This is a genomic window from Streptosporangium sp. NPDC049046 (assembly GCF_040649155.1).
In the GTDB taxonomy this organism is placed as follows: domain Bacteria; phylum Actinomycetota; class Actinomycetes; order Streptosporangiales; family Streptosporangiaceae; genus Streptosporangium.
On the sequence record NZ_JBEZEZ010000047.1, the window covers coordinates 26934 to 49146 of the forward strand.

Genomic DNA, 22213 nt, shown 5'->3' on the forward strand with positions numbered 1-22213 from the left:
ATCGTGGCCAACCCCGACGCGCTCGCGACGGTTCGAGCGTGTCTTGACCGATGAACGTTCACTGGCATGAAACGTAGAGATGTTCATGCGGTGACTCGTGGCGTCGCCCACGCCATGGCCGGACTCAGGCCGCCGTCGCGTGTCTCACGGGGCGGAGAAGTCGAACTCCCCATCCTTGACACCACCGACAAACGCCTCCCACTCCGCACGGGTATAAACGATCACCTCACCATCAGGCCGATGACTATGCCGCACCGCGACCCGCCCACTACCGTCCCCCAACGGACCAGCCTCAACGCAATTCCCGCCGCCGTTCTCGCTTCTCGTACTGATGCGCCAGGCGACGCCGGCCAGATCACCGGAACCGAGCACCTCGTGCCCCTCCATCCCGTTCACCTCGGCTCCCTCCACTGTCGGTGAGTTTCCACGATGTCTCACGGGGCGGAGAAGTCGAACTCCCCGTCCTTGACGCCGCCGACGAACGCCTCCCACTCCGCACGGGTATAAACGATCACCTCACCATCAGGCCGATGACTGTGCCGCACCGCGACCCGCCCGCTACCGTCCCCCAACGGCCCAGCCTCAACGCAGCTCCCGCCGCCGTTGTCGCTCTTCGTACTGATGCGCCAGGCAACGTGGGCCAAATTCATGGAATCGGGCATTTCACACCCTTCCCTCGCGTTTACCGCAATAGCTCCTCTGCTATCGCGGAGATCAATACAGCCGACTCCTCGGGAGTCAAAGCCAGCTCCCGCAGTTCATCGTACGTCCGCACGAAACGCTGAGCATCTGGCGATTCAATATAAATAGCCCCTTTCGGAGTCTCCGCGTAGCCGACCTCAGGAAACGGCTTCTCCATCGTGAAAATCCGGAACGCACCGGCCGGACTGGCATGCGCCCCAGCGCTGAATGGCAGGACGCGGACCTCGATGTTGGGCTGAGCGGCATGCCTGGCCAGTTCTCCGAGTTGCTTCGCCAGGCATACGGCACCACCGACCTGCCTGCGCAGCACAGACTCATCGATGATCGACAGCAGACGGGGTGGGTTGTCTCCCGCGAGGATCCCTTGACGAGTCGTGCGAAGCTCGACCCAGCGGTCGATCTGCTCGCCTTTCGCGTCATACTCAGCCGCCGTGATCGCCGCCCTCGCATACTCCGAGGTGTGGAGCAGGCCGGGCAGCAGAGTGTTATCGAAAGCCCGGATCTCACGCGCCCGGGACTCCAGCCACACATAGTCGACGAACGCACCGGCGACCTCGGTGGCGTACCCGTCCCACCAGCCCTTCTGCCAGACCTCCTGGCTGAGCTTCATCAAGCTTTCACGCCGTCCGCTGTCCGCCACGCCGTACAGATCAAGGAGGGCGAGCAGGTCAGGGCGCCGGATCGGATACTCCCCCGATTCGAAGCGACCGGCGGTGGACGGATCTCGCTGGAGGTACTCAGCCACATCTTTGAGCAACAGAGAGTTGGCCTCACGTAGCTCACGGAGTTGCTGGCCGAGCCACTGAGCTCGGAGCGTTACCCACTTGGGAGCAGCCATGCTCACCTTCCAGGCCGGGCTGTACAGGCCAGCGCTTTCAGCAACCTGGCAGATACAGCTTGTGAACTTCGGTAACCGCATGTCACCATACCCAAAGTAGTGACCCGATCACAGAGAGATGAAGAAAAGGCGTGTCCGACCACGAAAAGGGTCGCGTGATCACAGAAAGACCACCAAAAAGAAGAAGGCCGGGGCGGGCTTCGCTTGGAGGCCCTGCTCGCCCCGGCCACAAAGCCGGAAGGAAGCACCCGAGATGGAGCACTTCAACGGTTCAGACAACCCGACTGTCTACCATGGCGCGAGCTCGTGGGAGAGCGCAACCGGAAGTGACGGCTACGCCCTTCCCAATGGAATCGACCACGGTCCCACCAGGGAGGACGTGAGGGCGTTGGCCGGTGGTCTGCCTCGGGTGTTCGCCCTGGTCCAGGAGTTCGGCGAGGACGTCCCCGAGGTGGTGGCGTACGGGCTGGCGCTGCCGGGCGGAGAGGCGGCCACCGTCGGTGTGACCGCTCGGGGGTTCGGCAGCTGGCGGAGCGCCGACAGCGCCGCGTACCGGCTCCACTCCGACCTCGTCTGGCTCGGAGAGAACGGAGAAACCTCCGCCTGAAAGAACGGCGGACCGCGTCCCCGTACGGCGACGACCCAGCCGCGCGAGGTGACCACTCGGCACCGCACGAGCCTGGACAAGGAGCCGCCCGCCTCACCTGGTCTCACCGACCGCGCTCGGTGCCACGCGGGCCCGGACAGGGACGCCCCTCAGCGGATCTCCCCGTCCAGGCTCGCGCGCAGGCCCGTCAGGATCGCGTTCAGCCCGTACTCGAAGTCGGCGTCGGCCGCCTCGCGCGACTCCCCCTCCGCCGAGCGACCGGCGCTCGCCTGCTCCTCGACCACCCACCCGACGATGTAGCGGCCGATGACGAGAATCACCCGCCGGGCCTCCTCGGGAGGAAACCCCGCCTCGCCCAGCACCTCGACCACGGACTCGGAGGTCACGACCTGGTTCCCGACCGGCCGGGCACCGACGTGCAGCCGCGCGCCGTCGCGATAGGTGAGCAGGCCCCGGCGCAGTGCCCGCCCCCGCTCGGCGAGCCAGTCGGCCCAGTCCTGGCCGGGCCCCGGGCGGGCCAGGTGCGCGAACGCGTCCTCGATCATGGTCGCGGCCATGTGGTCGAGGAGTTCCCGCTTGCTGCCGAAGTGTCGGTACAGGGCCGGTGAGCGTACGTCGAGCTCCTGCGCGAGCCCCCGCGTGGTCAGGCCGTCCAGCCCGACCTCGTCGAGCAGCCGCAACGCTGCCCGCATCACCGCCGCACGCGTGTGTCGCATCCCCGCCTCCCCACGTCGTCCCCCGATTCCCCACGTTCCGTTATCGACGATAACTTCGTGTGACGGAGAACGCGCGGGGCGTGGATCCGTACGGGGCCGGAACCGACCCGTAGGCGGGTTCCTCACCCTCCCGCGCCCGCTCTCCGCGCGCTACGGCGGGCCACGAGGAAGAGAGCGAGCGCGCCGAGGACGAGGACCGTCTGGCCGATCAGGTTGGCGGTGGTCGCGGTGCCGTGAAGGAACAGCAGAAGGAAACCGAGGAACGCCTGAGTCAGCAGCGCACCCCCCGCCAGCGCGAGCCGGTGCCTGGCGTCCCAGCCGTCACCTCGCGACCACCGGCCGACCACGACCGCCGTCACGGCGATCAGCGCGATGCCCGCGGCGGTCCCCCACCAGTCCTCGGGACGGGCGACGAACGCCGCGGACGCGACGAATCCCGCCGTACCCACCAGCCAGGGTTTCGGCGACCGCGCATCCTTCGCCGGCCGGGAGCGCCAGCCGACGAGGAACGCGGCGACGGCCAGGAGCACGACCACGGCGGCGGCGCCGATCCTCTGCGGCGGCGAGGCCATGAATCCGCTGTCGTCGCGGATGCCGCCGAAGAGCACGAGGGAACCGAGGACGAACACGACGCAGGTGACGATGAGGCCGGGTATGCCCAGCCAGGGAGTCGTGGCGCGGCGGGGCACCAGGGCCTCGACGACGACGATCGGCACGCCGATGCTCCAGACGGCGTGTCCCACGGTGAATCCCAGAGCGTTGACCGCGCTGAACCCCAGCGCCGGAATGAGGGTGGAGGTGCGGGAGACGTCCCCCTCGAACAGCGGGGCGGGGTTGAAGAGGGTCTGGTCGATCAGGGTCGCCTCCAGCACTCCGTACGCGCACCCGAGCAGGATGATCGTCGGCCAGCCGCGCCCGGCGCGGCGCGCGACCTCGCGGATGATGATCGCACCACCGCCGTACATCGGCGCGAGGACGACCAGGCCCCAGAGCTCGGACGGGGGAACGTTGCCGAGCAGGTACTCCGCGACCAGCGGGGAGAGGAGGAAGAGCCCGAGTGCGGGCGCGACCCGGCGCAACGGCCCCGGACGCCCGCCGGGGGCCGCCTGAGCCGTCCGCGTCCCCCTGGCTGCTTGGTCCGCCTCAGCCGCCTGAGGCGTCCGAGGTGTCGGGGCCGGCTCGAAGGTCCGGGCCGCCTCAGCGGTCCTGGAGGGCTCAGAGGTCCGAGCCGTTCGGTCCTTATGGGTCGCGTGCCGTCGGTCGTCGGGAGGATTTCCGGTCATGGCGGCGACGCTAGGTCCGGACGGCCCTCGCGCACATCGAACGCGGGATCGGCCTTCGTCCCCTCCTCGGGATCGAGTCCGGCCACACGTCTCCCTCCTCGGACGGAGACGGCGGCACGCACCGGGCCGCTCATCCGCTCATCCACGGACAAGTGATCCGTGGGTAAGCGCGACATGGACCCGCCCCGCAGCTTTTGTGACGCTTGCTTTGACCGGAAATACCCTCCGAGCAGGGAGTTGTTATGAAAGACGTGTCCGTGCCCGATCTGACCGGGAAGCTCGCCGTGGTGACCGGTGCGAGCGACGGTGTCGGCCTCGGCCTGGCCGTACGCCTGGCCCGAGCGGGCGCCGAACTCGTGCTGCCGGTCCGCAACCCCGTGAAGGGCGAGGCGGCCGTCGCACGCGTCCGGGCGGCGGCTCCCGGAGCCGTGGTCTCCCTCCGCGAGCTCGATCTGGCCTCGCTGGCCTCCGTGGCGGCGCTCGCGGAGAAGCTGAACGCCGAGGCCCGGCCGATCGACCTCCTGATCAACAACGCGGGCGTCATGGCCCCGGCCACCCGGCACACCACGGCCGACGGCCTGGAGTTGCAGTTCGGCACGAACCACATCGGCCACGTGGCACTGGTCGGCGGGATCCTGCCGCTGCTGCGCGCCGGCCAGGCCCGGGTCACCACCATGTCCAGCAGCGCCGCCCGCACCGCCGGGATCGACTGGGACGACCTGCAGAGCGAGCGGAAATACTCCCCGATACGTTCGTACGGGCTGTCGAAGTTGGCCAACCTGATGTTCGGCCTTGAGCTCGACCGGCGCAGCAGGGCCGGCGGCTGGGGCGTCGTCAGCAACGTCGCGCACCCCGGCACGACCCTGACGAACCTCTACGCGTCCGGCCCCAACCTGGGCAGGACGCGTCCCTCACCGCTGAAGGCGATCATGACGCGACTCTCCCGCGTGGGCCTGTTCGTGCAGACCGTCGACAGGGGCGCGCTCCCCGGTCTGTACGCGGCCACCGACCCGCGGGCGCGGGGCGGCCGCCTCTACGGCCCTGACGGCTTCGGCCAGTTCACCGGGGATCCGACCGAGTTGCCCATCTACAAGCCGGCCCGTGACGAGGCCGCGGCCGCTCGGCTCTGGGACGTCTCCGAGCGGCTGGCCAGGGTCGAATTCGCCGCCGCCTGAGACCTCCACGGCGGCCGTTCCAGGAAAGGGGAGATCACCTCATGGACAGGGCCGAACTGGCCGAGTTCCTGCGCACCCGGCGGGAGGCGCTCCAACCCGAGGACGTCGGACTGCCTCGTGGGCAGCGGCGGCGCACCGGCGGGCTGCGGCGCGAGGAGGTCGCCGCGCTGTGCGGCATGTCCGCCGACTACTACAGCCGGATCGAGCAACGACGCGGGCCCAACCCGTCCGAGCAGATGCTCGCCGCGATCGCCAGAGGGCTGCATCTCTCCCTTGAGGAGCGCGACCACCTGTTCCGCCTCGCCGGCCACGCCACCCCGCGACGGGTCTTTCGCGACGACCACATCAACCCCGGGATGATGCGCATCTTCGACCGGCTGGAGGACACCCCCGCACAGGTGATGAGTCATCTCGGCGAGACGCTCCGGCAGACCCGGCTCGCGGTGGCGCTGATGGGCGACGAGAGCGTCCACACCGGGATGGCACGCAGCATGCACTACCGCTGGTTCACCGACCCTGCCGCGCGGCTGATCTATCCCGAGGACGACCATCCGACGCACGACCGCCTCTTCACGGCCAGCCTGCGCGACGCGTACACGCGGGACGGCAAGGGCTCGCGCGCGGCCGCGCTGGTCGACGCGCTGCTGGCGACGAGCCCGGAGTTCGCCGCGCTCTGGCACGAGCACCCCATCCTGGGCCCGTTCTGCGGGCCGAAGCGCATCCTGCACCCGCGGCTCGGCCTGTTGGAGCTGCACTGCCAGACCCTCGTCGATCCCGACCAGTCCCAGATGCTGCTGGTCTTCACCGCCGTACCGGGCAGCGAGAGCCACGAGAAGCTCCAGTTGCTCCCGGCCCTCGGCGACCTGCGCGTCTGAAGCGGCCTCCGCCGGGGCCGCCCGGAGTACGGCTCATGGAGAACGGGGCCTGGTCTCAGGTGGAGCGCGGGCGCACGAGTCCCACGTCGTAGGCGAGAACGACGGCCTGGACCCGGTCACGCAGACCGAGCTTGCGCAGCATCGAGGAGACGTGCGTCTTGACCGTCGCCTCGGTGAGCACGAGTCGCTCGGCGATCTCGGAGTTGGACAGCGCGAGCGCGACCAGCCGCAGCACCTCGACCTCCCGCCCGGTCAGCGAGCCGAGGTCGGGCGGCGCGGCACCGGGATCAGGCAGAACGGTGACGAACCGGTCGAGCAGCCTGCGGGTGACCGACGGCGCGAGCAGCGCGTCGCCGCGCGCGACCACGCGGACCGCCTCCACCAGTTCCGCGGGCCGCACGTCCTTGAGCAGGAAGGCACTCGCCCCGGCGCGCAGGGCGGCGAACACGGACTCGTCGACGTCGTAGGTGGTCAGCACGATGACCCGGGCCGGACTCCCCGAGGCGACGATCCTCCTGGTCGCCTCCAGGCCGTCGACCCCGGGCATCCGCACGTCCATCAGGACGACGTCGGGCCTCAGCCGCTCGACCAGGGCCGCGGCCTCCTCACCGTCCCCGGCCTCGCCGACCACCTCAAGGTCCGCCCTCGCCTCCAGGATCATCCGGAAACCGCCGCGGACCAACGCCTGGTCGTCGGCGAGGACCACCTTGACGCTCATCGCGGCGCTCCCAACGGCAGGCGGGCGCGCACGCGGAATCCGCCTCCGGGTCGCGGACCCGCGTCGAGGGTGCCGCCCAGCATCACGGCGCGCTCGCGCATCCCCGCGATCCCGTGACCGCCGCCACCGTCGCCCATGCCGTCACCGCTCCCGTCTTCGCCGCCCAAGCCGCCGTTGCTCCCATCGCCACCGCGGCCCACACCGTTACCGCCTCCGCCACTCCCGCCACCACCGCTGTCCACACCGTCACCGCCTCCGCCACCGCGCCCGTCGTCGAGAATGTCCACTTCGAGCATCCCCGAGGTGGCACGGACGGTGACCTCCGCGCGACCGGCGCCCGCGTGGCGCAACGTGTTGGTGAGCGCCTCCTGAACGATCCGGTAGGCGGCGAGATCGACCCCCGGCGGCAGCGCGCCAGCGGCACCGGTGTCCTCCCGGCGCACCGCGACCTGCAGACCGGCGGCGCGGAACGGCTCCACGAGTTCCCCGAGCCGGTCGAGTCCCGGCCGGGGAGACCCCGGGGCGGCATCCCCGGCCGGCCGCACCACGGCCAGCAACCCGCGCAGCTCCCCGAGCGCCTCACGCCCCGCCGCCTCGATCGAGCGCAGCGCGGCGCGTGCCTGGTCGGGATGTTCGTCGAAGACGTCGTCGGCGGCGGCCGCCTGTACCACGATGACCGAGACACTGTGCGCGATCACGTCGTGCAGCTCGCGGGCGATCCGCGCCTGCTCCTCGCTGACCGCCCTGCGCGACTCCTGGTCGATCGCCACACGCCGGTTGCGTACGACCTCGCCGAGCGCCCAGGCGAGGACGGGGAACGCCATCGCGAACTGCGCGTCCTGGCTGGGAGCGGTGCGGAAGTTCAGCGCGGTGAGAGCGAGCAGCGCCGCGAGCGCGGGCAGCGACACGCGGGGCGGGCGGAGCGCGGCCAGCGAACCGATCGCGAAGAGGCCCGCGAACGGGAAGAGCCCCTGCGGCGCGAGGTAGTGGACGACAAGCCCTCCGGCGAGCGCGACCGCCATCACCGTCACCGGATGGGAACGCCGCCACCACAGCGCCACGCCCTGCGCCGCGCCCGCGATCATCCCGAGGACCACCAGCGGTCCCGGGCGCGCCACCGCCTCGTCCATCACCAGGGCGACGAGATAAAGCCCGACGACGAGCGAGACGGCAATGTCGGCGATCAACCGGAGAGTGCTGCGGGACGAACGTCGCACTCGCGGAGTATCCCAGATCGACCACCACGTTTCCGTTGTCCCCGGTCCGCCCGCCGGTCTCCTGTACGGGAGCGAACACGTCCGGCCAAGAGATCCGCGACCCGGCCCGACCGTCACGCCTCCAGTACACCGACAGCATCCGATCCCCACTCCCTCGTACGAAGGACCTCATCCACATGAGTGAGACTGTTCCGCGCGGTACCGCAGCGGTTCGCGCAACAGGTCGCCGGGTACGCCGCGCCGCGCTCGCGAGCGTGCTGGTGGCCGTCCTGGGCGCCTCGACGGTGAACGGCGCCCTCCCGGCCGGCGCGGCCGAGACCCCCGTGTCGCAGGGCCGGAGTGCCGTCGCCTCCTCGGTCGAGCGAGGCGACCTGTCCGCCGCGGCCGCGGTCGACGGCAGGAGCGACACCCGCTGGTCCAGCGCGTTCAGCGACCCCCAGTGGCTGCGGGTGGACCTGGGCAGGCCCACCGCGATCAGCAAGATCGTGCTGAACTGGGAACACGCCTACGCCACCGCGTTCCGGATCCAGACCTCCAACGGCGACGGCCGGTGGAAGACGATCCACAGTACGACCGCGGGCAGGGGCGGCGTGCAGACCATCAACGTCTCGGCCACCGGCCGGTACGTGCGGCTTCACGCCACCCAGCGGGCCGGCCGGTACGGTGTCTCGCTCTGGGAGTTCCAGGTCTTCGGCAAGGACTCGGCCGCCCCCGTACCGGGCGTCACCCCGACCGCGCCGACGCCGAGTCCAAGCCCGAGTCGCCCCCCGACCGTCACGCCGACGCCGAGTCCCGCCCCCAGCAGGACCCCGGCCACACCGGTCCCCGAGGTTCCCGTGGGAACCTCCGCCAAGAAGGGTGTGGGTGTGTGGCAGGCGCCCGGTGTCAGCGCGGCCCTCGCGGCCTCCGGTGCGAGCTGGTACTACACGTGGTCCACGAACCACAACGGCGTCACGACCCCGAAGTCGGCCGAGTTCGTCCCGATGATCTGGGGAGCCGACAGCGTCACCGACCAGAATCTCGCCCAGGCGAAGAACGCCGGCCTCTATCTGCTCGGTTTCAACGAGCCGGACATGGCCGAACAGTCCAACATGACCGTGGAGAAGGCGCTGTCGCTGTGGCCGAGGCTCACCGCGACGGGCCAGAAGATCGGCAGTCCCGCCGTCGCCTACGGCGGTGACCGGGCGGGCGGCTGGCTGGACCGCTTCATGTCCGGGGCGGCCCAGAGGAACTACCGCGTCGACTTCGTCACGCTGCACTGGTACGGCGGGGACTTCCGCACCGAGGCGGCGGTCGGCCAGCTCAAGTCGTACCTCCAGGCCGTGTACGAGCGCTACCGCAAGCCGATCTGGCTCACCGAGTACGCCCTGATCGACTTCTCGAACGGTGTCCGCTTCCCCACCGACGCCCAGCAGGCCGCCTTCGTCACCGCGTCCACCGCGATGCTGGCCTCCCTGCCGTACGTGCAGCGCTACGCCTGGTTCGGCCTGCCCTCCTCGGACAAGGAGCCGAACAGCGGCCTGTTCCTGAGCAACGGCGTCGCCACCCCCGCGGGCCGCGCCTTCCAGGCGGCCAAGTGAGCTGAGCAGCCCGTTTGACTATGATGCGCAGGATCGGGCGACTCGATGACCGCACGTGTCACCGCCTGTCCAGACGATCACCCCCGCCTTCCCTTTCACGCCGGAAGGCGGGGTTCTCCTGCGCAGAAAGGACTCCTCGGATGAACACCCCCTCCCGGACCACACAGCCGGTCTTCCGCGCGGCCACCGTCGCGGACGTGCCCGCCCTGGTGCGCCTGGTCCACTCCGCCTACCGGGGGGAGTCGAGCCGGGCCGGGTGGACGACCGAGGCGGACCTGCTGGACGGGCGGCGGACGGACGTGGAGAGCGTGACCGCCGAGTTGGAGAAGCCGGAAAACCACATGATCCTCATGGAGGTGGACGGCGAACTCGTCGCCTGCTGCCAGGTGGAGCATCGCGGCGAATACGCATATTTCGGGATGTTCGCCGTACGCCCCACCCTGCAGAACGGCGGCTTCGGCAAGGCGCTCCTCGCCGAGGCCGAGCGCTTCGCCCGCGAGACCTGGGACGTGCGCGAGATGCGCATGACCGTGATCTCGGTCCGCGAGGAGCTCCTGGCCTGGTACGTACGCCGCGGCTACTCCCGCACCGGTGAGACGGCCCCCTTCCCCTACGGCGACGAGAGCTTCGGCCTGCCGACCAGGGACGACCTGGAATTCGAGATCTTGGTCAAGAAACTCGGCTGAGCGGAAAGCGGCACCGGCGGCCGGGACACCCTTGCCGGTTCGGCTGCCGTCCGCTCGGCGGCGATCCGTCGAACGGACGGCAACCGCGCGTCGGCGGGTTACGGCCACGACCGGCCGCCGGCGAAGGTAGCGTGACACGAATGAGCGAGTCCTATCTCGACCCCGCCGAGTGGTACGCGTCCCTGCCCACCGTGTTCGTTTCTGCCTGCATGCTGCTCACCGACGCGGAGGACCGTGTCCTGCTGGTCAAGCCCAACTACCGGCCCGGCTGGAACTTCCCCGGCGGGATCGTCGAGGAGGGGGAGGCACCCCACGACGGCGCGACGCGCGAGGTGGCCGAGGAACTCGGGGTGTCCGTCAAGGCGGGCGACCTGCTCGTGGTCCAGTGGACACCGCCGGCGAAGGACCGTCCCCGCCCGGTGATCCACTTCATGTTCGACGGCGGCGTCCTGGACGACACCGTCCACATCCGGTTGCAGGCCGAGGAACTCGACGAGGCGGCGTTCCTCCCCTGGGACATCGCGATGTCCCTCCTGCCGGGAGACATCGCCCCACGCCTCGCCGCGGGGCGCCTCGCCCGCGAGAGCCAGCGTCCCGTCTACCTGCCGAGCGGCCTCTCGGACGTCGGCGGCTGAGCCGGCCGATCACGGGCCCACCGAGTAGGGGACGAACACCTGACCTGGGATTCAAGGCGATAAAACGGGTAGGGCCGCGGTATGAGTGAAATGCCCCCAGACCGCGAGGGTCTGAGCGACGAGCAGGCGGTCGAGGTCGAGGAGTGGACCGACGACCTCGGCCTCAACCACGAGATCGTCGAACACGACGACGAGCACCGTGACACCCTCGACGAGCGCCTCCGGCGCGAGGCACCGGACCGCGAGAGGGCCCCGCGCGACGATACCCGCCTGGTGGCGCCAGACGAAGGGTTGAGCCCCGACGAGACGTCCGAGGAGTACGCCTCGGATGTGGGCCCCGACGACGGCGACCTGTCGGCCGAGGAGCGCGCCGTCCACATCGAGCCGGACATCGAGTACCGCGACACCTGAGCACCGGGAGCACGCCACCCGCTCGGGCACCGCGACACATGAGGACCCCGGGGCCCCGCGAAGCCGCAACTCGGCGATGCGGTCAGGTCCCGGGGCCGGCTCGGTCTCGTCCCCGGGGCGGTCAGCGGGCGAGGGCGGCGGCCAGGGCGTGCAGGTCGTCGACCACGTGGTCCGCCTCGGCGGCGCGGGGGCGCTCCGCGTGGAGATGCCCCCAGGGGCCCCGGCGGATCAGCGCGGTCCGCATGCCCGCCGCACGGGCGGGCAGGACGTCGTTGTCCAGCCGGTCGCCCACGTAGAGGATCTCGCCGGGCTCGCGACCCGACACCGCGACGACCCTGGCGAAGAACTCCGGGGCCGGCTTGGAGACACCCCAGCCGTCGGAGGTGTGGATCGCGTCGACGGGCAGGTCCATCGCGACGAGCGCGTCGCGCGCCTGCGGAGGCTGGTTGCCCGCGATGATCAGCTCGTATCCGAGGTCGCGCAGCGCCGCGAGGGCGGGCCGTACGTCCGGATAGAGATCGTCGGCGTCGAAGTTCACCCGGAGCCCGGTGGGGTCGTCGCGCTTCCACGCCTCCTGCTCGGCCTCTACCTCGAACCCGGGCCGCAGCAGCCGGAACGCGTCCTCGAACGACCGGTCGAGCGCGGCCATGCCGCCGAGCACACCGAGCATGGTGAACCGGGTGACGCCCAGCCTGTCGGCCCAGCGCGACCAGATGCGCGTCTCGTCGATCAGCGTCTCGCCCACGTCGAACACCAGCGCCCGGACCACGGTGCCTCCCTTTCCCTTTCAGGCCCACGATCGTAGTCCGGCCGCCCGGGACGACACCGAGCGGGACCGCGTCACCCGCCTCCCTCACCGAACGGGACCGGGGACACCCGCAACCCGGCCATGCTCCCGGCCCCGCCTCCACGCCCGCGCCACGTCGCCCCAGGCCGACCCGCGACCACTGACCATACGCGTCGCGCCGCACCACACCACCATGCGAGACTTAGAGTCATCACTCGGACACGGAGGGAGAGACCTCATGGTGACAACGGCACGCGGCCGTCCCGCCCGCCATGTTCCCCGGAAGAATCCGTCGCCGGCTCACACGGCGCGGGATCTTCTCGAAACCCTGCCCCCCACCCCCGGCTTTCGCGCCGAAGTCATCGACGGGAACCTGATCGTGAGCCCCGTGGGCACCCCCGAACACAGCTGGAGCGCGACACTCCTCTCCTACGCGCTGCAGCCGGTCGTCATGGAGCGGAAGTGGCACGCCCACCTGGGCGGAGTGAACGTCTGCATCGATGGCCCCCGAGACAGCCTCGTCCCCGACCTCGCACTCGCCCCCGCCGACTGCCCACGCTGGGGCGCACTGGAGTTGCGCTCCTCCGGATTGATCATGGTCACTGAGATCGTCTCTCCAGGGAGCACACGGGTCGACCGTGACGACAAGCCTCGCATCTACGCCACGGGCGGGGTGCCCCTCATGCTGCTTGTCGACCCGATCGCCACCCCTCCCACGGTCACAGTCCTGAGCGATCCCGAGGACGGGACCTACCAGAGCGTCACACGCGTCCAGATGGGCAAGCCGCTCCGTATCCCCTCCCCCGTCGACTTCGACCTCGACACCTCGATCTTCCTTTAACGCGGCCGACCGTCCACCCGCCGGACGGCGACCTCGGCGCCCCGTTCACGGAAGGCCCCCGCGTCCGGCTCGCACGGTCGCGGCACCTCCGACCTTTCCGCTTGCCCCGGATTCCCTGTTCACGAAAGCCTCCGCATTCGGCGCCGGAAACTCCGCCGCGGCCCGCGCACAGGGTTCATTTCTCTCCCACCACAGGGGGCCTTGTGCCACACTCAGAGTGCATGTTCGGACACGGAGGGATACAAAACCGATGGTGATGACAGCGTCTCAGCGATCCGTCCCGCGCACCGCACCCCAGCCACCCGCTCAGCCCTCCGTCCCAGAAGAGCAACCATTCCCTCGCACCCCGAGGGAGATCTTCGAGTCCCTTCCCCCTATCCGCGGCCTTCGGGCCGAAGTCATCGACGGGAACCTGATCGTGAGTCCTTCCGCGACCCCCCGGCACGCGCGCGTAGCCAGATCTCTCAGCAGAGCCCTGATTCCTGTGGAGGACGAGAACGGCTGGGAAAGTTTCTCCGGCGATGTCGACATCTGTGTCGAAGGTCCTCGTGACACCATCGTGCCCGACTACTGCCTGGTCCCGGTGGACGCTCCGCTCTGGGGTGAGCGTGAGATCCTCTCCTCGGGGCTCATCCTGGTGGCGGAGATCGTCTCACCCGGGAGCATGGAGATGGACCGCGCCACGAAGCCCAGGATCTACGCGGGCTGCGGCGTCCCGATCATGCTGATCGTCGATCCGGTCGCCTCCCCGCCGTCGGTCACGGTCCTGAGTGACCCCGAGGAGGGCACCTACCGGACCATGACCCACACCGAGATGGGCAAGCCGCTCCGCATCCCCTCCCCCGTCGACTTCGACCTCGACACCTCGATCTTCCTGTAGCTCCCGCGCTCCGGCGGAGCCTCAACCTGCGGCAACGCACTCCGGAGCCGAGCGTCGGCGGTTCCTGCTGGGACAGCCCTCAGAGTTTCTCCATCGCCTTGCGGATGCGCTTGTCGGAGATCGAGTACGGAGTCCCGAGGGTCTGCGCGAAGTAGCTCACCCTGAGCTCCTCGATCATCCAGCGGATCTGGCGGACGTCGTCGTCCGAGCGGCGGGCCGGTGGGAGCTTCTCGACCAGTTCGTGATACTCGTCCTCGATGTCGTGCACCCTGTCCATCCGCTCCCCGTCGCGGAACGCGTCCTCGTGCACCTTCTCCAGCCGCCGTTCGGCCCCCTTGAGATAGCGGAGCAGGTCGGGCAGTCGCCTGTAACCGGTGTCGGTGACGAAACCCGGGTAGACGAGGTTGGCCACCTGGTCGCGGATGTCCTCGATAGCGGGGGTGGAGCGAGACTCGGGCAACAGGGTCGAGACGGTGTGCCAGACCTTGAGGACGCTCTCGACTCGGGCGACCACCTCGGCGGTGGTGTCGAACAGTTCGGCCCTGACCCTGTCGTGCAGGGTGGTGAAGGCCGTCTCGTCCCAGACCGGGCCCCCGTGCTCGGCCATGAGGTGATCGGCGGCGCAGGCGATGCAGTCGTCGAACAGCGCGGTGGCACCGGCGTGCGGGCTGCGGCTCAGGGCGAGCTTGGACTGGTTGCCGAGGCGGCCGAGCACCCATTTGGCCGGTGACGGGGTGTTGAGCAGCAGCAGCCTGCGGGTGCCCTCCCACATGGCCCGGCGCTGCTCGGTCTCGGTCTCGTACATCCGTACGGCCACGGTGGCGCCCTCGTCGGCGAGCGCCGGGTACGCCTTCATCCTGCGCTCTTCGAACGTCTTGGGCAGCGCACCCACGGTCCATCCCGTCAGGCCGGTCTTCTCCAGGCCGGCGGCTTTGGACAGGGTCTGGCGGAGCTTGGGGGCGAGCCGCCGTTTCAGCTCGGCCAGGTCCTTGCTCTCCGCCAGCTTGTGCCTGCGCCCGTCGATCACCCGGAAGGTGATCTTGAGGTGGTCGGGGACGAGGTCGGGCTGCCATGCCTCGCGCGGCACCTGGACGCCGGTCAGGTTCAGCAGCTCGCGCTCCAGCACGGCGAGCAGCGGCTCCTGGGTGGGCTCGGCCCGTTCCAGCGCCTTCTTGGCGTAGTTGGGGGCGGGGACGAAGTTGCGCCGGATGTGCTTGGGCAGGCTCCGGATGAGCGCGGTGAGCAACTCCTCGCGCAGCCCGGGGATCTGCCAGTCGAAACCCTCGACGTTGACCTGGTTGAGCAGCGCGAGCGGGATGTGCGCGGTGACGCCGTCGGCGTCGGTGCCGGGTTCGAACTGGTAGGTGAGAGGGAAGCGCAGGCCGCCCTGGCGCCACACGTCGGGGTAGTCGCGTCTGCTGACGTCGCCCGCCGTCTCGCTGATCAGCATCGACTTCTCGAAGTTGAGCAGGTCGGGCTGATCGGCGCGAACCTTCTTCCACCAGGAGTCGAAGTGGCGTCCGGAGACGACGTCGGCGGGGACGCGCTGGTCGTAGAAGTCGAACAGCGTCTCGTCGTCGACGAGGATGTCGCGGCGCCGTGCCCGTTCCTCCAGCTCCTCGACCTCTTCGAGCAGCCTGCGGTTCTCGGTGAAGAAGGCGTGGTGGGTCTCCCAGTCGCCCTCGACCAGGGCGTGCCGGATGAACAGCTCCCGGCTCAGCTCGGGGTCGATACGGCCGTAGTTGACCTTGCGCTGGACCACGATCGGGACGCCGTACAGCGTCACCTTCTCGTAGGCCATCACCGAGCCCTGCTTCTTCTCCCAGTGCGGCTCGGAGTAGGTGCGCTTGATCAGGTGCTGGGCGAGCGGCTCGACCCACTCGGGCTCGATCTTGGCGTTCACCCGGGCCCAGAGCCTGGAGGTCTCCACCAGCTCGGCCGACATCACCCAGAGCGGCTGCTTCTTGGCGAGCGCGGAGCCGGGGAAGATCGCGAACCGGGCGTTGCGCGCGCCGACGTACTCGGTCATGGGCCTGCGCGGCTCGTTCGGGGGGCGGCGACCGCCGCCGGCGTCGGCGGTCTTCTTGTCGATGTCCTTGACGCCGACGTGCGACAGCAGACCCGACAGCAGGGAGATGTGGATCTTCTGCTCGTCGCCGGGGGTGCTGTTGAGGGTGACGCCCAGGGTCTTCGACATCTGGCGGAGCTGGCCGTAGACGTCCTGCCACTCGCGGACGCGCAGGTAGTTGAGGAACTCGGCCTTGCACAGTCGCCGGAACGCGCTGGAGGAGAGCTCCTTCTGCTGCTCCTGCAGGTATTCCCACAGGTTCAGGTACGAGACGAAGTCGGACTCCTTGTCCGCGAAGCGGCGGTGTTTCTCGTCGGCGGCCTGCTGCTTGTCGGCCGGTCGCTCGCGCGGGTCCTGGATCGACAGCGCGGAGGCGATGACCATGACCTCGCGGACGCAGCCGTTGTGGTCGGCCTCCAGCACCATGCGGGCCAGTCGCGGGTCGACCGGCAGGCCCGCCAGCTTGCGGCCGAGCGGGGTCATCCGCCGCCCCTGGTCGAAGGCACCCAGCTCAAGCAGCAGGTCGTAGCCGTCCTTGACCTGGCGCTGGTCGGGCGGCTCGACGAACGGGAAGGCGCCGATGTCGCCCAGGCCGATCGAGGTCATCTGCAGGATGACCGAGGCGAGGTTGGTACGCAGGATCTCCGGGTCGGTGAACTCCGGCCGGGTGACGAAGTCGTCCTCCTCGTACAGCCGGATGCAGACGCCCTCGGAGACGCGGCCACAGCGGCCCTTGCGCTGGTTGGCCGAGGCCTGGGAGATCGCCTCGATGGGCAGGCGCTGGACCTTGGTGCGGTGGCTGTATCGGGAGATCCTGGCGAAGCCGGGGTCGACCACGTACTTGATGCCCGGCACGGTCAGCGAGGTCTCGGCCACGTTGGTGGCGAGCACGACCCGGCGGTTGGTGTGCGTCTGGAAGACCCGGTGCTGCTCGGCGGCGGACAGCCTGGCGTACAGCGGCAGGATCTCCGCGTCCTTGCGCTTCGACAGCGCCTCGGCGGTGTCGCGGATCTCGCGCTCGCCGCTGAGGAAGACGAGGATGTCGCCGGGTCCCTCCGCGCACAGCTCGTCGACCGCCTTGCCGATCGCCTGGATCTGGTCGTCATCCTCGGCGATCGGCCGGTAGCGCACCTCGACGGGGTAGGTCCGGCCGGAGACCTCCACGATCGGCGCGTCGCCGAAGTGCCGGGAGAATCGCTCGGGGTCGATCGTCGCCGAGGTGATGATCACCTTCAGGTCGGGGCGGCGCGGGAGCAGCTGCTTGAGGTAGCCCAGGATGAAGTCGATGTTGAGGCTGCGCTCGTGCGCCTCGTCGACGATGAGCGTGTCGTACTGGTCGAGGTCGCGGTCGTTCTGCAGCTCGGCGAGGAGGATGCCGTCCGTCATGACCTTGACGAGGGTGCCGTCGCCCACCTGGTCGGTGAAGCGCACCTTGTAGCCGACGGCGTCGCCGAGCGGGGTGTCGAGCTCCTCGGCGACGCGCTCGGCCACGGTGCGGGCCGCGATGCGGCGGGGCTGGGTGTGCCCGATCAGGCCCCTCACGCCCCTGCCCAGCTCAAGGCAGATCTTCGGCAGCTGGGTGGTCTTGCCGGAGCCGGTCTCTCCGGCGACGATCACGACCTGGTTGTCGCGGATCGCCTCCAGGATGTCGTCCTTGCGTTGACTGACCGGCAGCGCCTCCGGATAGGTGATCGCGGGGACACCGGCGCGGCGCCGGGCGACGCGCCGTTCTGCTCGCTCGATGTCGGAGGTGATCTCCGTGGCGATCTTCTGCTGCGCGGCGCGGTTTCTGACCCTGCGTGCCCCGTCGAGCCTGCGGCGAAGCCGCCGCTGGTCACGCAGCGTGAGCTCGGGCAGGCGTGCGTGCAGGTCGGAGAGAGACGATGTCAAAGGAGGCGTTCCCATACTGAACCCAGGATACTTTCGGCCCACGTGTGAAGGCTCACCCGCGGTCGTGAGACGCGTGTGGAGCTCCACACCTGAAGGCCCCTGTGCGAAGGCCCAACCGCCCATGCTGCCCGAGACACCGCGCCACCGCATCCCAATATCGGACCGTACGGAGGCCCGCCCTCGGCCCCAGGGCCGATCCCCGTGCCGAAGACGAGCGCGCGGTGGCGGGAGGCCGGGAAAAGGCGACCGGAGACCCTCGGGAAGGTGGCGGCCCCGAGGAGAGGCCGGGACTTCAGGAGGAAAGGAGGCGGCCCCGCCTCCCCGAAATCGGAATTCGGGGTGACGGGGCCGTCGTGTCGAGCCTCACCCGGATCCCGCCGGGGCGGGATCCGGGGTCAGCGGGTTACGGGAGGGGAGGGTAGGCGTTCTGCAGCAGCTGGCGGAACTGGGCGGAGAACCACTGGCCGGAGACCGGGGCGTCACCCAGGGCGCCGGTGGGGTTGTTGCCGTTGCGCTCGTTACCGCCGTAGGTCGGGTCGCACATCCGGTCGAAGCCCTTGCCCTCGTTGTTCGGGATCTCCTTGCTGGAGCCGTCGGACTCACCCGGAGGCTTGACCCAGACGTAGGCGTCCAGACCGGTGGCGGGGTTGGCCTGCGGGCGCTCGCCCAGTCCGGCACCGTTCTGGTTGCACCAGTTGCCGGCGTGGACCCTGCGGTCGACGCGCGACTCGTTGACGAAGGTGTTCACATTCGTCGAGGTGCTGGGAGCGGCCGGGCGGGCCGAGCCTCCCCAGCCGTTGCGGGAGGTGTCGATCAGCATGCCGATGTTGGACTTGAAGCCCTTCTGGATCAGCGTGTTCCTGAACGCCTGGGCGAAGGTGAGCTCGTCGACGTAGAAGTTCCAGTCAACCCAGGTCGACTGGCGGACGCTCTGGCCGTTGACGTTGGTGTTGATGGTGAAGTGCGGCTCACGCAGCGCCGAGTAGTTGGCGGTGTTGGTGATGAAACCGTCCACGCTGTCGAAGCCCGCGGTGGTGCCGGCGACGGTGGTCGCGAACAGGTCGGCGGACGGACCGAAGTTGGAGTCCCAACCGAGCCAGCCGTGGTGTCCGGCGTCGACGTAGGTGTAGACGTTCTTGATCGCGTGCAGCTTGTTCAGGGCGTAGCGGACGCCGTCGACGTAGGCGCCGCTGCTCTTGGCCTCCTGGCACTTCGCCAGGTTGAGGTTGGTGACCAGGTTGGGCAGCGAGTCGATCTCGACGATCGTCGAGATCCGCAGGCCCGCGTACTTCGACTCGGCCATGATCGCGGCGATCGGGTCGATGTACTCGGTCTTGTAGCGGTTCAGGCCGTTCTCGGAGATGAGCAGCTCACCGTTGGAGGCGAGCGCCGAGCAGTCGCGGTTGGGCAGGTTGTAGATGACGATCTGGATCGTCAGCGGCTTGCTGCCGTTGGCCGCGTCCTGCAGCAGGGCCTCGTCCAGGTGGGCGCGCAGGCCCCTGCCCGAGGAGGTGCCCTCGATGGCGGCGATCCGGTCCAGCCACACGGCGGTGGAGATCTTGGAGACCGCGGTGCCACCGGGCTCGGCGGCGGCCTTGGTGGACCAGTCGGGGTTCACGTAGCCGTCGGCGCCGTCGTAGGGGTTGTCGACGTGCACCGGCGTCGGGTCGGTGCCGTCGTCGTCGGCCTCGGTCACGGCGACGGTGGCGGCGGTGTGCCCGGCGGCGGTGGCCGTGATGGTGGCGGTGCCGTTGGTCTGGTCGGCGTCCTGGGCCGCCGAGACCGTCACGTTCTGCGCCGTGTTCCAGTTGGCGGTGGTGAAGGTCAGCGTGCTGGGCGCGATGGTGATGTCGCTGTCACCCGTCTTGGCCAGGCTGACCGTGACGTTGGCGCTCGGCGCCTGGCTGAGCCGGAAACCAACCGTCCTCGACGAGCCCTCGGGAACGCTGAGGGAGGTCGGGGAGGCGACGATCGACGGCGTCGTGTTGCCGCCGCCCACGGTGAAGGGCACCGCGGCGGTCTGGGTGGAGAGCGCCGGGGAGGCGTTGTCGTACGCCTTGGCACTCGCGGTGTGCGCGCCGCTCGCCAGACCGGTGGCGGAGTAGGAGTAGGGGGCGGTGGTGTCGGTGTTGACCAGCGTGCCGTCGACGTAGAACTCCACCTTGCTGATGGAGCCGTCGTCGCTCGCGGTCGCCGCGAGCGGCACGGCGGCACCGGCCTGGTGGGTGGAGCCGGAGGCGGGGCTGGTCAGGCTGACCGTGGGGGGCTGGTTGACCGGGTTCTGCCCGCCGCAGGTCACGCCGTTGACCGTGAAGGAGGTGGGCTTGGGGTTACTCCCGTTCCACGATCCGTTGAAGCCGATGCTGGTGGAGGCGCCGGTGGCGAGGGCGCCGTTCCAGGCGAGGTTCTTCGCGGTGACCTGGGCGCCCGACTGTGCCCAGGTGGCCGACCAGCCCTGCTGGATCGTCTGCCCGGCGCCGAAGGTGAAGCCCAGGGTCCAGCTCGTGAGCGGGTCACCGAGGTTCTTCAGGGTAACGTTGGCGGTGAATCCGCCCTGCCAGTCATTGGTGGTGTAGGCGACGTCGCAGGCGACCGCGGCGTGCGCCGTGGCGGCCTGCCCGGTGGCGAGACCGGCGGCGGCCACGAACATGGCCGCCATGGTCGCCACCCGGTTGCGCCAGGTATGGCGGCGCGGATTGACTGTCATTCGTAATCATCTCCAGGACGATGGTGGGAGCGCTCCCATAGTCCGGATGTTTCGAGGATGTGTACAGCTTGTTGCACGTCGGAGCCCTTGGATTGGCACCCTCCCGGCCCCTGACCTCACCGAACGGGTTTCGAACCCGATGAAAGTTTCAGACCTCTGTCCTCAAGTGCTCCAAAACGGTGCGCGGCCACCGGTGAACGGCCCCCGGGGCACCGCGAATCTCTCCGGGGCCCCGCCTCCGGATCGCCTCCATGAAGCACACACCCGAGCCGCACCATGTGCCGCCGACCCGGACCGGGTGCTCCACGACATCCATCCGGCACCGAACCCGGGCGGCCTGCCGGCGGTCATCGAGACGGACGCGCCGCGCGCTTCCCGCCCGACGACACCGGCCTGAAGGCACGCCGCCCCGAGGCGGCTGCACAGGCGGGCCCACCGCGCTCGCCGAGGCCGAGACAGGCGATCACCACGCGCCGCCCGCCTCGGGGGCCAGAGCCGGCCTGCGGCGTTGAAATAACCGCAGCATCGGCACCGTTGCACAGCACTCAGGGGGGTGCACGCTCCTTTCTCCCCGTGACGAAAGGCTTGCTCTCCATGGCTCTTCCACTCTCCATCCTTGATCTGGCGCACATCGGCGAGGGAGAGACGGCCGCCGACAGCCTGCGGGCCACCGTGACCCTGGCCCGGCGCGCGGAGGAGCTGGGCTACCGGCGGATCTGGTACGCGGAGCACCACAACATGCCCAGCATCGCGTCCTCGGCGACCGGCGTGCTCATCGCCCACGTGGCCGCGCACACCCGGACGATCCGCCTCGGAGCCGGCGGCGTCATGCTTCCCAACCATTCCCCGCTGACCATCGCCGAGCAGTACGGAACCCTCGAAACCCTGCATCCGGGGCGCATCGACCTCGGTCTCGGCCGGGCGCCGGGCAGTGACCAGCAGACCGCACGAGCCCTGCGTCGCGACCCGATGTCCGCGGACGACTTCCCGCAGGACGTCTTGGAACTGCAGGGATACCTGACCGGCGAGTCCAGAATCCCCGGTGTCGACGCGACGCCGGGCAAGGGCACCGACGTGCCGCTGTACATCCTCGGCTCCTCCCTATTCGGAGCCGGGCTCGCCGCCGCCCTCGGGCTGCCGTACGCCTTCGCCTCCCACTTCGCGCCGACCGCGCTCCAGGACGCCGTCTCGCTCTACCGGCGCGAGTTCAAGCCGTCCCGGCAGCTGGACCGCCCGTACGTCATCGCCGGCGTCAACGTCCTCGCGGCCGACACCACGGCCGAGGCCCAGGAGCAGTTCCTGGCCATGAAGCGGAGCCGGGTCAGCCTGCTGCTCGGCCGGGGCCGGAAGTTCACGCCGGAGGAGGCGGACAGCATCCTCGCCTCCCCCGCGGGGCGGCAGATCCTCCAGATGACCACCTACTCCGCCATCGGGACCCCTGCCGAGGTGACCGACTACCTCGACCGCTTCGCCGAACACGCCCAGGCCGACGAGCTGATCACCGTCTCCGCCACCCCCGACCGGACGGCCTGGCTGCGCTCCTTCGAACTCCTCGCGGAAGCCCACGGTCTCCTCACCACCTGAGCAAGCCACTCCC

At 69.6% G+C, this 22213-nt stretch carries 20 protein-coding genes and 1 pseudogene; 10 read left to right on the top strand and 11 right to left on the bottom strand.

The genetic code is table 11. The features are described 5' to 3' along the window. Positions 1-144: 144 nt before the first annotated feature. The 3 genes from AB0B96_RS38160 to AB0B96_RS38170 are packed head-to-tail and all read right to left on the bottom strand — an operon-like array spanning position 145 to position 1540. Positions 145-387 (bottom strand): DUF397 domain-containing protein, encoded by a 243-nt coding sequence (locus AB0B96_RS38160; protein WP_362906881.1) that lies wholly within the window; start codon positions 385-387, stop codon positions 145-147. A gap of 47 nt (positions 388-434) precedes the next feature. Continuing rightward, positions 435-662: a DUF397 domain-containing protein gene (locus tag AB0B96_RS38165; protein ID WP_362906847.1), complete on the bottom strand. Its 228-nt coding sequence runs from the start codon at positions 660-662 to the stop codon at positions 435-437. Positions 663-682: 20 nt separating this feature from the next. Then, a complete protein-coding gene (locus tag AB0B96_RS38170; RefSeq protein WP_362906849.1) occupies positions 683-1540 on the bottom strand; it encodes a helix-turn-helix transcriptional regulator in 858 nt (285 codons plus the stop codon). A gap of 253 nt (positions 1541-1793) precedes the next feature. On the opposite strand from AB0B96_RS38170, the gene AB0B96_RS38175 reads away from it, so the two are divergent. Then, positions 1794-2147, top strand: a complete 354-nt coding sequence (locus AB0B96_RS38175) for a hypothetical protein (RefSeq protein WP_362906851.1) — start codon at positions 1794-1796, stop codon at positions 2145-2147. Between the two features lie 149 nt (positions 2148-2296). Here the strand turns inward: AB0B96_RS38175 and AB0B96_RS38180 are convergent, their stop codons facing one another. Further along, positions 2297-2863, bottom strand: coding sequence for a TetR/AcrR family transcriptional regulator C-terminal domain-containing protein (locus tag AB0B96_RS38180; RefSeq protein ID WP_362906853.1), 567 nt, complete (start codon positions 2861-2863; stop codon positions 2297-2299). Between the two features lie 122 nt (positions 2864-2985). Continuing rightward, complete coding sequence (locus AB0B96_RS38185) at positions 2986-3942, bottom strand: hypothetical protein (RefSeq protein WP_362906855.1); 957 nt, start codon at positions 3940-3942, stop codon at positions 2986-2988. 446 nt (positions 3943-4388) lie between these two features. On the opposite strand from AB0B96_RS38185, the gene AB0B96_RS38190 reads away from it, so the two are divergent. Both AB0B96_RS38190 and AB0B96_RS38195 read left to right on the top strand, forming a co-directional pair. After that, complete coding sequence (locus AB0B96_RS38190) at positions 4389-5321, top strand: SDR family oxidoreductase (protein ID WP_362906857.1); 933 nt, start codon at positions 4389-4391, stop codon at positions 5319-5321. Positions 5322-5362: 41 nt separating this feature from the next. Beyond that, entirely contained in the window at positions 5363-6196 is an 834-nt protein-coding gene (locus tag AB0B96_RS38195; protein ID WP_362906859.1) for a helix-turn-helix transcriptional regulator, read from the top strand. A 55-nt stretch (positions 6197-6251) separates the two neighbouring features. Here AB0B96_RS38195 and AB0B96_RS38200 read toward each other — a convergent pair whose 3' ends face one another. Next, positions 6252-6914, bottom strand: a complete 663-nt coding sequence (locus tag AB0B96_RS38200; protein ID WP_362906861.1) for a response regulator transcription factor — start codon at positions 6912-6914, stop codon at positions 6252-6254. Then, a complete protein-coding gene (locus AB0B96_RS38205; RefSeq protein ID WP_362906863.1) occupies positions 6911-8131 on the bottom strand; it encodes a histidine kinase in 1221 nt (406 codons plus the stop codon). Before AB0B96_RS38205 ends, AB0B96_RS38200 begins: the two co-directional genes overlap by 4 nt. A 176-nt stretch (positions 8132-8307) precedes the next feature. Here AB0B96_RS38205 and AB0B96_RS38210 point away from each other — a divergent pair, with 176 nt between their 5' ends. The 4 genes from AB0B96_RS38210 (at position 8308) to AB0B96_RS38225 (ending at position 11443) form a co-directional block, all read left to right on the top strand. After that, complete coding sequence (locus AB0B96_RS38210; protein ID WP_362906865.1) at positions 8308-9711, top strand: glycosyl hydrolase; 1404 nt, start codon at positions 8308-8310, stop codon at positions 9709-9711. 140 nt (positions 9712-9851) lie between these two features. Next, positions 9852-10397, top strand: a complete 546-nt coding sequence (locus AB0B96_RS38215) for a GNAT family N-acetyltransferase (RefSeq protein ID WP_362906867.1) — start codon at positions 9852-9854, stop codon at positions 10395-10397. Between the two features lie 140 nt (positions 10398-10537). Next, on the top strand, positions 10538-11032 hold the full coding sequence (locus AB0B96_RS38220) for an NUDIX hydrolase (protein ID WP_362906869.1): 495 nt from the start codon (positions 10538-10540) through the stop codon (positions 11030-11032). Between the two features lie 81 nt (positions 11033-11113). Further along, entirely contained in the window at positions 11114-11443 is a 330-nt protein-coding gene (locus tag AB0B96_RS38225) for a DUF5709 domain-containing protein (RefSeq protein WP_350946069.1), read from the top strand. A 121-nt stretch (positions 11444-11564) separates the two neighbouring features. Here the strand turns inward: AB0B96_RS38225 and AB0B96_RS38230 are convergent, their stop codons facing one another. Further along, positions 11565-12212 (bottom strand): HAD family hydrolase, encoded by a 648-nt coding sequence (locus AB0B96_RS38230; protein WP_350946068.1) that lies wholly within the window; start codon positions 12210-12212, stop codon positions 11565-11567. Positions 12213-12468: 256 nt separating this feature from the next. On the opposite strand from AB0B96_RS38230, the gene AB0B96_RS38235 reads away from it, so the two are divergent. Together AB0B96_RS38235 and AB0B96_RS38240 are read left to right on the top strand one after the other, a co-directional pair. Next, entirely contained in the window at positions 12469-13071 is a 603-nt protein-coding gene (locus AB0B96_RS38235; protein WP_362906871.1) for a Uma2 family endonuclease, read from the top strand. A 256-nt stretch (positions 13072-13327) separates the two neighbouring features. Continuing rightward, a complete protein-coding gene (locus AB0B96_RS38240; protein WP_362906873.1) occupies positions 13328-13951 on the top strand; it encodes a Uma2 family endonuclease in 624 nt (207 codons plus the stop codon). A 79-nt stretch (positions 13952-14030) separates the two neighbouring features. On the opposite strand, the gene hrpA is transcribed toward AB0B96_RS38240, so the two are convergent. The 3 genes and pseudogenes from hrpA to AB0B96_RS38255 all read right to left on the bottom strand — a co-directional run. Further along, the gene (hrpA, locus tag AB0B96_RS38245) at positions 14031-17924 is read right to left on the bottom strand and encodes an ATP-dependent RNA helicase HrpA (protein WP_362906875.1); all 3894 of its coding nucleotides are present in this window, start codon (positions 17922-17924) and stop codon (positions 14031-14033) included. 388 nt (positions 17925-18312) lie between these two features. Then, positions 18313-20208 carry a glycoside hydrolase family 6 protein gene (locus tag AB0B96_RS38250; protein ID WP_362906882.1) on the bottom strand — a complete coding sequence of 632 codons (1896 nt, stop codon included), beginning with the start codon at positions 20206-20208 and terminating at the stop codon, positions 18313-18315. 3 nt (positions 20209-20211) lie between these two features. Continuing rightward, positions 20212-20616, bottom strand: a pseudogene (locus tag AB0B96_RS38255) (cellulose-binding domain-containing protein); the annotation flags it as partial. Between the two features lie 594 nt (positions 20617-21210). Here AB0B96_RS38255 and AB0B96_RS38260 point away from each other — a divergent pair. Next, positions 21211-22200, top strand: a complete 990-nt coding sequence (locus AB0B96_RS38260) for an LLM class flavin-dependent oxidoreductase (RefSeq protein WP_362906877.1) — start codon at positions 21211-21213, stop codon at positions 22198-22200. Positions 22201-22213 lie beyond the last annotated feature (13 nt).